The sequence below is a fragment of the Brevibacterium sp. Z349TD_9 genome, assembly GCF_056173565.1.
Genome location: NZ_CM149680.1, coordinates 1,272,013 through 1,286,108, shown reverse-complemented (window position 1 = coordinate 1,286,108; position 14,096 = coordinate 1,272,013). Strand labels below are relative to the sequence as shown.

Below are 14,096 nucleotides of genomic sequence, written 5' to 3'. Positions count from 1 at the left end.
GTTCAGACTAGATGCCTCGATCGTCAATGACAAGAATCTTCGCCAAACGTTTCCCATCCGATATGAGAATTACCTTCAATACATTGGATGACTTGCCGGACAAGGGAGTCAGCCCGTCGCGACTCCGAAGAGTAGGCCGATGAGGTAGGTCGCGACCATCGTCGCCGATCCCATGAGGACGTTGCGAATGACGGCGGGCCGCCTCGGTGCCCGTCCGAGGCCCGCACTGATCCACCCGGTGAGGAAGAGACCGACGACGACGGCCGCGGCCGCCACCCACACACGGTGGGCGCCGACGGGCAGGAGGATGAGGACGAGCGGGATGAGGGCGCCGGCGGTGAACGAGACGAACGAGGACGCCGCCGCCGCCCACGGATTCGTGAACTGCTCTGGATCGATGCCGAGCTCGACCTCGGCGTGGGCGGCCAGCGCATCCCGCTTCGTCAGCTCCACGGCGACTTCGCGGGCGAGCTCCGGCGAGAGCCCCTTCTCCTGGTAGAAGCCGGCGAGCTCGGCGAGCTCGTCGTCGGGCATCTCCGTGAGCTCCTGCTTCTCCTTGGCGATGAGCGCCTTCTCGGTGTCGCGCTGCGTGCTCACCGACACGTACTCTCCCCCGGCCATCGAGAACGCGCCGGCGACGAGGGCCGCGACGCCGGCGGTGGCGATCGCGGCGATGTTGTCCGGTGTCGCTGCGGCGACACCGATGACGACACCGGCGGTCGAGACGATGCCGTCGTTGGCACCGAGCATGCCCGCGCGCAGCCAGTTGAGCTTCTGACCGGTGCCGCGCTCGTGGGGTTCGTGGGGATGGGGCTGCCGTTGCGCTGTCATGTCCCCATCATCGTCTCCCCTCGCAGGCCCGGCAAGGATGCGCACGCTCCCCTACCCCGGGCGTGACCCGTCTGCGATGGGACCCCTCTCGCCCTGCGGGACTACGATGAGACTTCAGCGCCTCGGGCGACGTCAGCACCTCGGGCACAGCGGAGTCCGCCGGAGACAGCAAGGAGCAGGCCATGTCCACCGATCCCACCTCCGAGACGGCGCTCAGCGCCGATCTCGGCATGGACGCCGTCACCCTGCGCGTCGGCGACCTCGAGACGATGACCGACTACTACGCCGACGCACTCGCCCTCGAACCGCTCGAGGAGTCGAGCCGGGGGCGTGAGGTCCACCGGGCGCTCGGGCGCGGCAGGACGCCCATGGTCAAGTTCGTCGCGACGCCCGGTCTGCCCGGTGTCGACCCTCGGCAGGCGGGGCTCTTCCACACCGCGTTCCTCTTCGAGACACCGGAGTCGTTGGCCGCGACCGTCGCCCACGCCGCGGAGAACACGCGCAGCCGCTTCGTCGCCTCCCAGGACCACCTCGTCAGCCAGGCCTTCTACTTCACCGATCCGGAGGGCAACGGCATCGAACTCTACGTCGACCGCGATCGCGCCACGTGGGGCCACTCCCCCGACGGTGAGGTCGAGATGGATTCGATCCGGTTCGACCCCGACGCGTTCCTCCGTGAGCACCTGACGACCGACGCCCTCGCGCACACCTCGGAACTCGCAGGCACCGTCGGGCACGTCCATCTCCAGGTCGGCGACATCGAGAGGGCGCGGGCCTTCTACGTCGATGCCCTCGGGTTCGGCGTCACGCACTCGACGATGCCCGGGGCGCTCTTCGCCGGCGCGGGCGGCTACCACCACCATGTCGCGATGAACACGTGGAACAGCCTCGGCGCCGGACCGCGGGCGGCGAGCCTCGGCCTCGGGGACCTCGCGATCACCGTGCCGGGCCGCGATGACCTCGACGCCCTCGGGCAGCGTCTGCGTCGCCACTCCCTCGACTTCGCCGACGACGGACGCTCCCTGCGCCTCACCGACCCGTGGGGCACCCAGGTCACGGTCGCCGCCGGAGCGAGTGCGCTCGACGAGGTGCTCGAGCGCTGAGGCCCGAGCGCTGGGGCCGGGCGGTTCACCGCTCCGCGGCGGCGACCGCGGCCTCGGGGCTGAGGTCGAGGCGACGCAGCAGCTGCGCGTTGAGGGCGACGACGATCGTCGAGGCGGACATGAGGATCGCGCCGACGCTCATCGGCAGGACGAAGCCGATCGGGGCGAGGATGCCCGCGGCCAGCGGCACCGCGATGAGGTTGTATCCCGCCGCCCACCAGAGGTTCTGCTTCATCTTCCGGTAGCTGGCCCGGGAGAGCTCGAGGACGGAGAGGACGGACCGCGGATCGTCGGAGGCGAGGATGACGCCGGCCGAGCCGATCGCGACATCCGTGCCGGCGCCGATCGCGATGCCGACATCGGCCTGCGCGAGCGCCGGGGCGTCGTTGACGCCGTCGCCGACCATCGCCACCGTCTTGCCCTCCGCCTGGAGTTCGGAGACCTTCGCGGCCTTGTCCGCGGGACGGACTCCCGCGAAGACCCGGTCGATGCCGAGGTCACGGGCCACGGACCGGGCGACCGCCTCGGCGTCACCGGTGATCATGACGACCTCGATCCCCTGGTGGTGGAGTGCGTCGATTGCCTCCCGTGACTCCTGCCGGATCTCGTCGGCCAGGCGCAGGGCACCGACGACGGAGCCGTCGACGAGGACGTGGAGGATGATCGCCCCCTCACTGCGCCACTTCTCGGCGACCTGCGCCTCGGCGGCTCCGCGTTCGGTGAGCAGATGCGGTCCGCCGACCTCGACGACGGACCCGTCGACCTCGGCGCGCACGCCCACGGCCGGAGACGAGGAGAAGTTCTGCGCGCTCGGCACGCGCAGCCCCCGGTCCTCGGCTGCCCGAACGATGGCGCGGGCGAGCGGGTGCTCACTGTCGGTCTCGGCCGCTGCTGCCAGGGCGAGCACCTCGTCCTGGCCGCGCTCTCCCGTGGTCTCGACGGCGGTGACGGTCGGCTCGCCCTTGGTCAGGGTGCCGGTCTTGTCGAAGAGGACGGCGTCGACGGTGCGCATCGTCTCGAGCGCGAGACGGTCCTTGATGAGGACGCCGGCGCGGGCGGCGCGCTCCGTGGCGATCGAGACGACGAGCGGGATCGCCAGACCGAGCGCATGGGGGCAGGCGATGACGAGGACGGTGATCGTGCGGACCACGGCGGTGTCGGGCATGCCCACGAGCGTCCAGACGATCGCGGTGATGACAGCGGCGCCGAGGGCGAACCAGAACAGCCAGGCGGCGGCCCGGTCGGCCAGGCGCTGCGCGCGGGACGAGGAGTTCTGCGCGTCGGCGACGAGCTTGCGGATGCCGGCGAGGGCGGTGTCGTCACCGGTCGCGGTGATCTCGATGCGCACCCCGGAGTCCGTGGCGACGGTGCCGGCGACGACGGTGTCGCCGACGCCGCGGCGCACCGGGCGGGACTCGCCGGTGATCATCGACTCGTCCATCTCCGCGGTGCCGTCGACGATGCGGCCGTCGGCGGGAACCGCGGAGCCGGGACGGACGACGACGATGTCGCCGACGACGAGGTCCGCGGGTGAGACCGTGACCGTCTGCCCGTCGACGACTTTGACCGCCTCGTCGGGAAGGAGGGCTGCGAGGCTGTCGAGCGCCGAGGTGGTCTGCGCGAGCGAGCGCATCTCGAGCCAGTGCCCGGCGAGCATGATGACGATGAGGAGGGCGAGCTCCCACCAGAAGTCGAGCTCGGGGTCGAGGAGTCCGAGCGACGAACCCCATGAGGCGAGGAAGGCGACGGTGATCGCGAGCGCGATGAGGAGCATCATGCCCGGCTTGCGGGACCTCAGTTCGCTCAGCCCGCCGGTGAGGAAGGGCCGACCGCCCCAGACGTACATGACGGTGCCGAGGATCGGGGCGATCCAGCGCACCCATCCCCACGGTCCCGATTCGGGCACCATATAGCCGACGAGGTGGCCGAACATCGGACTGAATGCGACGACGGGGACGGCGATGATGAGGTTGACGACGAAGAGGCGCCCGAACACGGCGGCATGGCCGCCATGGCCACCGTGGCCGGAGTGGTCGCCGTGGCCGGCATGGTCGCCATGGCCCGCGTGCTCGGAATGATCGCCATGGCTGGCGTGGTCGCCATGATCGCCGTGTTCCATACCGGAGTGGTCCATGTGCGAATGGTCCTCGCCGTGGTCCGTCGGAGCGTGGTCCATGTGCTCGTGACCGGCGTGCACATCGGTGCCCGTGTTGTCCTCGCGCTGTGTGTCCATACCTCGAACATATACCCCCCACGGGTATTATTCAAGGGCCAATCCGAGGTGATCTCGAGAAATTTTCTTTGCTTTCATGCGCATCTATGGCCCATACTTGCTCATACTGTGCAACTTCTGAGCCGGTTCAGTCGGCTCCCTGACCGGATCCCCCGGCCAGCCTCAACGTGGAGGAACCCATGGACCTGCAGCTCATCGCGGCACTCGTCGCCGGGATCGCGACGATCGTCATCATCGTTCTCGCGACCCGCCTCGACGCCTTCATCGCCCTGCTCATCGCCGCTCTCGTCACCGGCGTCGTCGCCGGTCAGGATCTGCTCTCGCTCATCGACGCGGTGACCACGGGCTTCGGCAACACGCTTGCGAGCATCGGCATCGTCATCGGCCTCGGGGTGGGCATCGGCAAGATCCTCGAGGTCTCCGGTGCCGCCGACTCCCTCGCCCGCGCCTTCCTCCGCGCCTTCGGCAAGGGACGCGAACCGTGGGCGATGGGATCGGTCGGCTCGCTCGTGTCGATCCCCGTCTTCTGCGACTCCGGGTACGTCATCATGAATCCGCTCGCCCGGTCGATCGCCCGCGTCAAACGCGGCGGCTACATCACGCTCGCCCTTGCCCTCGGTGCCGGCATGACGCTCACCCACCACATGGTTCCGCCCACCCCGGGCCCGCTCGCTGCGACCGGCATCCTCGGTGCCGACATCGGCGGAGTCATCCTCACCGGCCTCGTCTTCACCGTCCTCCTCCTGCCCGTCGTCGTCATCTACGCGCGCTGGATCGGCCCGAAGCTCGAGCCGTACCTCAACGCCAAGGTCAGCCGCGACGTCTACGCAACGGCCGGCGTCGGAGCGGCGACCGCCTCGGCGACCACCGTCGACACGGTCACCGGGGACGAGGTGACGGTCACCGAGGAGACGACGACGGAGACTCCCGCAACCGCGGTCGGCGGGAAGAAACCCGGGGCGTTCCTCGGCTTCCTTCCGCTCATCATCCCGCTCCTCCTCATCGTCGCGAACACCGTGTCGACGGCGATCGACCGCAACGCCCAGGGCGTGCTCTCCGGGGATGACTACGAACCCTCGAGCTGGGTCGCTCCGCTCGCATTCATCGGCAACCCCGTCGTCGCCCTCATCATCGGCCTCGTCCTCGCCGTCTACACCCTGCTGCCGCGGTTCACCCCGGGCTCGCAGGTCCAGAGCTGGCTCGCCGACGCCGCCGCCTCGGCCGGCCTCATCCTCCTCATCACCGGTGCCGGCGGCAGCTTCGGCATGGTGCTGCGCGAGTCGGGCGTCGGCGACGCCTTGGCCGAGGCGATCGCCTCGATCAGCCTGCCCGCGCTCCTCGTCCCGTTCATCATCGCCTCCCTCGTCCGCCTGGCCCAGGGGTCGGGCACGGTCGCGATGATCACCGCCGCCTCCGTCACCGCCCCGCTCATCGAGCCTCTCGGGCTCAGCCCGCTCGTCGCGGTCATGGCGTGCACGGCCGGGTCGATGGTCTTCTCCTACTTCAACGACTCGTACTTCTGGGTCGTCACCCGCTTCGCCGGGCTCGACGGCATCCAGGCGATCAAGGGCTGGTCGGGGATCACGACCGCCGTGTGGCTCGGTTCCATTCCGCTGCTCTTCGTGCTCGACTTGGTCGTATGAACAGCGACCCGACCGAACCGGAGCACTCCCGGATCCTCATCGTCGCCGACGACCTCACCGGTGGGAACGCGTGCGGCGCCCTGTTCGCCGAGGCGGGACTGCGCACGATCACCGTGACGGGGACGAGTCCGCACGAGAGGGTCGACCTCGACGTCCTCCTCGACGACTACGACGCCGTCGTCCTCAACGCCGACTCGAGGCACCTTCCCGCCCGGAAGGCCGCCGAACTCACCGATGCCCTCATCCGCGTCGCCGGCGACGTCGACCTCCTCGCGTGCCGGACCGACACGACCCTGCGCGGCAACGTCGGCGTCACCGCCGAGGCGGCGCTCGAGGCCCGCCGACAGCTGGCTCAGGCGGCCGGCGGGGTGCCCCGCCGGGTCATCGGCCTGTGCGTGCCCGCCTTCCCCGCCGCCGGACGCACCACGGTCCAGGGCCTCCAGCTCCTCGACGGCACGCTGCTTGAGCACACCGAGCTCGCCCGAGACGTGCGCTCGCCGATGCGGACCTCGGAGGTCGACCGGATCCTCGAGGACGGCACCGACCTCGAATGCCACCTCATCGAGCTCTCCCGGGTCCTGCAGGGCCGACGGGCAGTTCGTGCCGCGGTGATCTCCGGCATCTCCTCCGGTGCCGACGTCATCGTCGTCGATGCCCTGACCACCGAGCACATCGAGCTCGTCGGGTCCGTCGTCGCCTCGGTGACACGCGAGATCGCGGACATCCCCGCAGACGCCCCCGGCGAGCACGCTCGGCTCCACGCGAATCTGCGCCACGGCGAGGTCCTCGACTGGGTGACGATCGATCCCGGTCCCGGCAGCCTCGCCCTCGCCAGGTCCCTGCTGCCCACCCGTTCCCGCGGGGTCGTCTTCGGGATCTCCGGCTCGGCGACCGAGGTCACCCGGGCACAGCTGGCGACCCTGAGCGAGGATCCGTCCGTCTGCGTGGTCCGCACGGTCCTTGACGGCGAGGGCCTGCCCGACGTCGAGGCCACACTGGCACGGATCGGGTCGGTCACCTCGGCGAAGGCGGTCATCGTCGCCACCGTCACCGAGGCCTCCGACGTCGTCGACCTCACCGATGCCGCGGCGGAGGAGACGACGCGCAGGCTGGCTGAGATCGCGGGGATCGTCATGGAGGCCCCCGAGGTCACCGGCCTCTACACCACCGGCGGGGACGTCACCGCCGCGGTGATGTCCGCAGTCGGGGCGGTGGGGATGGAGATCGAGAAGGAGATCATCCCCCTCGCCGTCGGCGGTCGCCTCGTCGGAGGCCGTGCCGACGGAATGCCCATCGTCACCAAGGGCGGGCTCATCGGCGACTCCGGCACGGCCGCGCTCTGCCTCGACTACCTCATGGCGACCTCGCGGGTCGGTGCGGGATGAGACCCCGTCCACCCGACCTCCCACCCCTTTCGCCCCCAGAGAAGGAGCATGACATGTCCGCACCCGTCCTCGCCGTCACCGTCGGAGACCCCGTCGGGATCGGTCCCGAGATCACCGCACAGGTGCTCGCCGAATTCGCCGGGCAGGGCGACCAGCACGGCATCGCCGTCGCCGACCTCGCGGTCATGCGGCGCGCCGTCGACGTCCTCGGACTCGACGTCGAACTGCGGGCCGTGAGCGACTGGTCGACCGCCTCGGCGGGGGAAGGCGTCATCGACGTCTTCGACTTAGGCGTCCTCGGTGACGATCTGCCCGACTGGGGCGTCGTCGACGCCCGCGCGGGACGAGCGGCGGTGACGGCGATCGAGGTCGCGACGAAGGCGGCGATGGACGAGGAGATCGCCGGCATCGTCACCGGCCCGATCAACAAGGAGGCCGTGTGGGAGTCGGGGTCGGTCCACCTCGGGCACACGGAGATGCTCGGTGAGCTCACCGGGGTGACGAAGCAGGACACGATGTTCGTCGTCGAGGACACGAAGATCCCCGATCACAGGCTCCAGATCTTCTTCGCCACGCGGCACATGTCCCTGCGGCGGGCCATCGACGCGCTCACGGTCGAGACGCAGGTCGACTCGATCGAACGCGCCCACCGCGCCCTTCAGCTCTACGGGGTGACCGAGCCCCGGCTCGCCGTCGCCGCCCTCAACCCGCACGGCGGAGAGAACGGGGCGTTCGGGGATGAGGAGATCGAGATCCTCCGCCCCGCCGTCGAGGCGGTCAACGCCTCCCGCGGCTTCGACGTCGCCGGCCCCATCCCCGCCGACTCCGTCTTCCATCAGGGCCTGACCGGTCGCTTCGACGGGATCCTCTCGCAGTACCACGATCAGGGCCACATCGCCGCGAAGACCTACGATTTCGACGGGACGATCTCGGTCACGGTGGGCCTGCCGATCCTGCGCACCTCGGTCGATCACGGCACCGCATTCGACATCGCCGGGCAGGGACTCGCCGACGCGGGCACGATGCGCTCGGCCTACCGGGCAGCGATCGGCTACGCTCCCTTCGTCGACGGGATCCGCGCGGAGTACCTGCCGCGGTGACAGAGTCCGCGGCAGGTTTCACCGACCTGCCGAGGTGAGGGCGAACGAGAAGGGAGAGGTGTGCGATGGCGATCCGCACGGGCACGCAGCGGCGACGTGACGACATCATGTCCCTGCTCAAGACCGGGTCCTGGTCGATTCCGCGCCTGGCCGCCGAACTCGGAACCTCGGAGTCGACGATCCGGCGGGACCTGCGGGAGATGGCCGAGGCCGGAGAGGTCATCCGCACGATCGGCGGAGCAGCTGCCGCCGGCTACGTCGAACCTCCGCTGGGTGAGCGGATGGAGCTCAACGCCGAGGCGAAGGACGTGATCGCGGCGGCCGCGGCGGACCATCTCTCCGACCCGAGCGTGCGCACGGTCTTCCTCGACGCTGGGTCGACGACGGTGCGCCTGGCCGAGCGCATCCGCGATCGCAGCGACCTCACCGTCATCACCCGCGGGCTTGAGATCGCCCTCACCCTCGCCCACCCCGAGGGCCCGACGGTCGTCATGGTCGGCGGCGAGGTCTCGACGATGTCGCACGGCACGACGGGAGCGCTCTCCGACCATGCCCTGTCCCGGATCCACGTCGACTTAGCCTTCCTCGGCGCCGACGCCATCGACCCGGCCGTCGGCCTCGGTGAGCCGACTCTGGCCGAAGCGCGGACGAAGGAGCTCATCGCCGAACGCGCCCGGCAGGTCGTCGTCCTCGCCGACTCGTCGAAGGACGGCCGTGAGGTCGCAGCATGGGCACCGATGCCCGCAGGATGGATCTGGATCGACGAGACGGGTGGAGGCACGACCGGCTGAGCGGGCTCAGGTGCCGCTCAGCCGCTCGAGCCTTTCCATCGCCCTGCTCAGGCCCTGCCGGTGCCGGGCGATGCCCGCCCACGGATCGCCGTGGGTCTTCAGGCGCCGGGCGGCGGAGGCGATCGTGAACTCCTGCGGTGCGACGGTGTCCACCTCGTCCCAGGTGATCGGCATCGACACCGGCGCTCCCGGACGCGCGCGCACCGCGAAGGGCGGCACGGCCGTCTGCGCGTAGGCGTTGCGGGCGACGTCGAGGTAGACCCGGTCACCCCGCTTCGCCTTGCGCGCCGCTGTGGTGAGCAGGTCGCGGTCGCGGGCGACGAGGACCTCGGCGAAGCGGTGGGCGAAGTCGCGGACGACGTCGAAGTCATGGTCGGGGCGCAGGGGAATCATGACGTGGTAGCCGCGGGATCCAGTCGTCTTGACGAAGGCCGTGAGTCCGAGCTCCGCGCAGAGCTGCCCGACCATCGTCGTCGCCCGGCGCACCGCCTCGAGTCCCGGCACAGTCGGGTCGAGGTCGACGATGAGCTGGTCGGGCCGCTCGAGGTCGGCCGCGGTCGAGAGCCACGTGTGCGGAGTCAGGCACGCCTGGTCGGCGAGATAGACGAGCGTCTGCGTGTTGTCGATGGCCACCTGGTCCTGGCTGCGATGCTCGGTCTCGACATCGACCCGCACCCGGTGGACGAAGTCCGGGAAGTACGCGGGTGCCCGCTTCTCAAAGAACGATTCCCCGTCGATGCCGTGGGGGAAGCGCTCCATCGAGATCGGCCGGCCCCGGGTGTGAGGCAGCATCGCCACGGCGATGTCGGCACAGTAGCGGGCGAGATCGGCCTTCGTCACCGGTGGGCCGTCAGGGCCGAAGAGCACCTTGTCCGCGTGGTCGATCCTCACCTGCGCGATCCGCACCGTCTCGCCCATCACCGCTCCTCTGTCGCCGAGTCACCGTGCCTCGCAGTATTCGCGCTCGCGCCCCCCCTGGCAACCCCTCACGCTCCTTCGGGGGCGAGGACAATGTCGAAGCGGGCCCGCGACCATGAGGCGTCGCCGAGATCGCGCCCGTCGGGCGTCGGCGTCCCCGGCTCCTGCTGTTCGAAGTCCTTGATGAGCGACTCCTTGACGCCGAACACCGAGTCGGTGGCGAGCAGTTCGTCGCCGGTGACGAAGATGTGGGTGACGAGTGTGCGCAGTCCGGGGGCGGTGACCATGAAGTGGAGGTGACTCGCGCGCATCGGCGACCGGCCGGTGGCCGCCAGCAGTGCGCCGACCGGGCCGTCGTCGGGGATGGGATACGGGGTGGGGGTGAGTCCCCAGAACCGGAACGATCCGTCGTCCTCGGAGAAGAGATGGGCGCGTCCGTAGACGCGCTCGTCATCGTGCTGGACGTCGTAGAGGCCGTCCTCGTCGGCCTCCCACACCTCGATCCGCGCTCCTGGCACCGGGTTGCCGTCCGTGTCCCGGACGACGCCCTCGACCCAGGCCGGCTGCCCCACTCCCCCGCCGGCGATGTCGCCGCCGTTGTCGATGCGCGGGGCGTCGTCGACGAAGAACGGGCCGAACACCGTGGCCTCGGTCGCGTCCTTGTACGGAGTGTTGCTCACGTTGATCGTCTGCATCGACGCCCCGAGGACGTCGGAGAGGAGGATGAATTCCTGCCTGCGGTCATCGGTGATATGGCCGACGGCGGTGAGGAAGGCGATCGCCTGGTTCCATTCCTCCTCGGTCAGCCGCACGTCGCGGATGAAGCCGTGGAGGTGGGTGACGAGGGAGGTCATGAGCTCCTTGAGCCGCTCGTCGGAGGTGCCTGAGAACGAGGCGATGACCGTCTCGGTCAGGCGCTGCTCGACCTCTTCGGGAGTGAGGTTCGAAGGGGTGGTGCTGGTCATGGTGTCGCTCCTTCGTTTCGGCGGCGCTCGTGCTGTGCGCCGCAGTGGGTTCGCATCAGGCTCTCTTCGCAGCGGACGTCGGTTCGTCACCGCGGAGGGCCGCGGTGAGCAGGTTGGTGAGGTTCTCCTTCGTCACTGCCCGCGGGTTGTCCTCGGGGATCGCGTCCAGGGACAGATCGACCGCCTCGGCGATGTCGGCCTCGGTGAAGCCGAGCTCGGACAGGGCCCGCGGGGCACCGACGGCCTCACGGAGGCGTTCGAGTCCGGCGACGGCGGTCGGCGCCCCGAAGGCCTCGGCCATGCGGGTCTCGGCCTCGGGGACGGCCGGGGCGTTGAAGGCGAGGACGTAGGGAAGCAGGGTGGCATGGGTCTGGGCATGAGGGAGGTCGAAGGTGCCGCCGAGGACGTGGGCGATCTTGTGGTGCATGCCCGACCCCGCCGAGGCGAAGGCCACGGCGGCGAGGTAGGCACCGTAGAGGGTGTCCTCGAGGCCGGTGAGGTCCTCGCCGTCGGGGTCGAGCCGGGGAAGCCCGAGGGTCAGTGCCCGGATTCCCTCGAGGGCGAGCGCACGGTTGATCGGGTCGGCTCGCGGCGCCCACATCGAATCGATGCAGTGGGCGAGCGCGTTGAGGCCGGAGGCCACGGCGAGGTCGTGGGGCAGATCGGCGAGCAGGGTGGCATCGTAGACGACGGTTCTCGGCAGCACGGCGTCGTCGGTGCCCGTGCGTTTGCGGGCGTTCTCCGTCCTCCCCCACACGTTCGTCGCCTCGGAACCGGCGAAGGTCGTGGGCACGGCGATGATGGGGATCCGGGTCTCGAGGGCGACCGCCTTGGCCAGCCCGGTCGCCGATCCCCCGCCGACGCTGACGACGAGGTCGATTTCGGCCTCTTGGGCGGCGGCCACGGCCCGGTCGGCCACCTCGGCGGGGACGTGCATGACGACCTCGCGGTGCCACAGCGCGACGGGGAAGTGGGAGGAGAAGTCGCTCACCTTGTCGGCGGCGGATCCGGAGACGATGACCATGATGCGTTCGGCACCGAGGCGCTCGATCTCCTCGGCGATCCGGGCCGCGGCCTGTCCGGGGGCGAAGACGACGCGCTGGCCGAGCGTCGTGTGGGTGAAGTCAAGGCTCATGCCGGTTCCTCCTGCTTCTCGAGTTGTTCGGCGGCGGCAGACTCTGCCGCCTCCGGAGCACCGGCGTCCGCGGCACTCGCGCGCACTGAGCTTCCGCTGCGGGAGAGGACGGCGGTGAGTGCCGCCTCGAGGTCGGCTGCGGGGTCGGCGGGAAGGCTCTCAACCCGCCACGCGATGTGCTTGTCGGGGCGGACGAGGATCGCGCCGTCCTCGGCGGTGCCGCGTATCCGGTCCCAGTCGAAGTAGAGGTCGGTGATGTCGCGGTCGGGTCCGATGACGACGGTCTCGACGTCGACGCCGAGGCGGTCGCTCACCTCACGTGCCGCATCCTCCCAGGCCGCGCCAGTGGTGCCGGTGATGAGGGTGAAGCGGGAGTAGGGCGCGAGGTCGTGGGTCGAGTGCTTGTCGATCCAGTTGCCCACCCACGCGTGCGGCAGACGGACCCCGGGGTCCGTGCACGCTTCGTAGTAGAGCTCGGGGTCGCGCGGGTTGGGGGTCTGCGCGCGCCCGTCGGCGACGACGGCGGTCGAGGCGTAGCGCTGCCCGAGTTCGACCCCGTGGGCGTTGAACTCGTAGTTCTTCAGCTCCATCGCCGCTTTGACCTGTCGGCGGCGCTCGGCACCGGCAGGGGTCGCGTCCTTGCGGGAGGCGATCGCCGCGGTCATCTCCTCCTCGGACTGTCCCGGTTCGAGGCCGAGGGCTGCGAAGAGCTCACCGAACTCACGCCCGGACTGGTTGGCGCGAGTGACGATCTGCTGGGCCACCGGGGCCCGTTCGCTCGAGTAGGTCTCGAGCAGCTCCTCCCCCGCCGTGCCGCGCAGCACCGCCGCGAGCTTCCACGCGAGGTTGTAGGAGTCCTGGATCGACGTGTTCGATCCCAAGCCGTTCGACGGCGGGTGCTTGTGCACGGCGTCGCCGGCGCAGAAGACGCGCCCCGACTGCAGGCGGGAGGCGTACTGCTCGTTGTTGCCCCACAGGGAGATGCCGGTGATCTCGGCGTCGAGTTCGGGGTCGCCGATGAGATTGCGCACGATCTCGAGGGCGTCGGCCTCGGTGACCTCCGGCACCCCCTGGGTGATGTCGAAGCCCCAGACGATGAGCCATTCGTTCCACGGCCTGACCATGCGCACGAGCCACGCACCGATCCCGCCGATGTTCGAGCCGGGTTGGATCACCCAGTAGAGGACAGAGGGACGGTGACCGACGAGCTTCTCGAGGTCGGCTGTGAACGTGATGTTCATCGACCCGGCGATGTCCATCTCCCCGACCATCGGCAGGTCGATGTCGGCGGCGACCTTCGACCGGGCTCCGTCGGCGCCGATGAGGTAACTCGCGCGGATGAGCTGGGTGCGACCGGTCAGTCGGTCGAGGACGGTGACGTCGACGTGGTCGGGATGCTGGACGTGGGAGAGGTACTCGGTGGAGAAGCGGGTCTGCGTCCCTCGCATCGTCGCGTTCTTCACGAGGATCGGCTCGAGGTAGGTCTGCGGGATGTCGCAGTTGAGGGAGGGCGAGGCGAGTTCGTAGTCGGCGTGCCGGGCCGGATGGTTGCCCCACGTGAGGATGCGTCCGATCTCCTCCCCGGCGATCGAGGTGCAGAAGACGGTGTCGCCGATCATCTCGTGCGGGGTCGCCTCGGCGAGCACCTGATCCTCGATGCCGACGTCGCGGAAGATCTCCATCGTCCGCTGATTGGTGATGTGGGCGCGTGGGGTGTTCGCCGTCCAGCGGTACTTCGTGATCATGACGTTGTCGACGCCGAGGGTCGAGAGGAAGAGTGCGGCGGAGGCTCCGGCCGGTCCCGAGCCGACGATGAGGACGTCGGTGTCGACGGCATCGCCGTCGGGGGTCGCGGTCTCTGCGACGCCGTCGTTGAAGATGACCATGGTGGTGCTCCTTGTCTTGCTGCTGCGGTGGAACAGGACAACTGAGACCGAGCGTGGCAGGTCGGGTGCTCCCCGTCACCCCGCCGAGGCGATCGTGGCCGAAATC

11 protein-coding genes are annotated in these 14,096 nt (G+C 69.6%); 5 read left to right on the top strand and 6 right to left on the bottom strand.

What is annotated here, in order from left to right; genetic code table 11:
• Positions 1-108: 108 nt before the first annotated feature.
• Complete coding sequence (locus tag AC0VYB_RS05765) at positions 109-831, bottom strand: VIT1/CCC1 transporter family protein (RefSeq protein WP_475385073.1); 723 nt, start codon at positions 829-831, stop codon at positions 109-111.
• A 182-nt stretch (positions 832-1,013) separates the two neighbouring features.
• On the opposite strand from AC0VYB_RS05765, the gene AC0VYB_RS05760 reads away from it, so the two are divergent.
• Positions 1,014-1,934, top strand: a complete 921-nt coding sequence (locus AC0VYB_RS05760) for a VOC family protein (protein ID WP_063250236.1) — start codon at positions 1,014-1,016, stop codon at positions 1,932-1,934.
• 25 nt (positions 1,935-1,959) lie between these two features.
• On the opposite strand, the gene AC0VYB_RS05755 is transcribed toward AC0VYB_RS05760, so the two are convergent.
• Positions 1,960-4,167: a heavy metal translocating P-type ATPase gene (locus AC0VYB_RS05755; protein ID WP_259864232.1), complete on the bottom strand. Its 2,208-nt coding sequence runs from the start codon at positions 4,165-4,167 to the stop codon at positions 1,960-1,962.
• 179 nt (positions 4,168-4,346) lie between these two features.
• On the opposite strand from AC0VYB_RS05755, the gene AC0VYB_RS05750 reads away from it, so the two are divergent.
• The 4 genes from AC0VYB_RS05750 to AC0VYB_RS05735 all read left to right on the top strand — a co-directional run bounded on the left by AC0VYB_RS05750 (position 4,347) and on the right by AC0VYB_RS05735 (position 9,086).
• The gene (locus AC0VYB_RS05750; RefSeq protein WP_144589249.1) at positions 4,347-5,810 is read left to right on the top strand and encodes a GntP family permease; all 1,464 of its coding nucleotides are present in this window, start codon (positions 4,347-4,349) and stop codon (positions 5,808-5,810) included.
• Complete coding sequence (locus AC0VYB_RS05745; RefSeq protein WP_475385072.1) at positions 5,807-7,195, top strand: four-carbon acid sugar kinase family protein; 1,389 nt, start codon at positions 5,807-5,809, stop codon at positions 7,193-7,195. The genes AC0VYB_RS05750 and AC0VYB_RS05745 overlap by 4 nt, the downstream gene beginning before the upstream one ends.
• A 53-nt stretch (positions 7,196-7,248) precedes the next feature.
• Positions 7,249-8,295 (top strand): 4-hydroxythreonine-4-phosphate dehydrogenase PdxA, encoded by a 1,047-nt coding sequence (gene pdxA, locus AC0VYB_RS05740; protein WP_009374725.1) that lies wholly within the window; start codon positions 7,249-7,251, stop codon positions 8,293-8,295.
• 65 nt (positions 8,296-8,360) lie between these two features.
• Positions 8,361-9,086: a DeoR/GlpR family DNA-binding transcription regulator gene (locus AC0VYB_RS05735; protein WP_009374724.1), complete on the top strand. Its 726-nt coding sequence runs from the start codon at positions 8,361-8,363 to the stop codon at positions 9,084-9,086.
• Positions 9,087-9,092: 6 nt separating this feature from the next.
• Here the strand turns inward: AC0VYB_RS05735 and ligD are convergent, their stop codons facing one another.
• From ligD to AC0VYB_RS05715, 4 genes are all read right to left on the bottom strand, one after another.
• Positions 9,093-10,004 (bottom strand): non-homologous end-joining DNA ligase, encoded by a 912-nt coding sequence (gene ligD, locus AC0VYB_RS05730; RefSeq protein ID WP_009374723.1) that lies wholly within the window; start codon positions 10,002-10,004, stop codon positions 9,093-9,095.
• A gap of 68 nt (positions 10,005-10,072) precedes the next feature.
• A complete protein-coding gene (locus AC0VYB_RS05725) occupies positions 10,073-10,969 on the bottom strand; it encodes a dioxygenase family protein (RefSeq protein ID WP_009374722.1) in 897 nt (298 codons plus the stop codon).
• 55 nt (positions 10,970-11,024) lie between these two features.
• Complete coding sequence (locus AC0VYB_RS05720; protein ID WP_009374721.1) at positions 11,025-12,104, bottom strand: maleylacetate reductase; 1,080 nt, start codon at positions 12,102-12,104, stop codon at positions 11,025-11,027.
• Positions 12,101-13,990 carry an FAD-dependent oxidoreductase gene (locus tag AC0VYB_RS05715; RefSeq protein ID WP_144589243.1) on the bottom strand — a complete coding sequence of 630 codons (1,890 nt, stop codon included), beginning with the start codon at positions 13,988-13,990 and terminating at the stop codon, positions 12,101-12,103. Before AC0VYB_RS05715 ends, AC0VYB_RS05720 begins: the two co-directional genes overlap by 4 nt.
• Between the last annotated feature and the right edge of the window lie 106 nt (positions 13,991-14,096).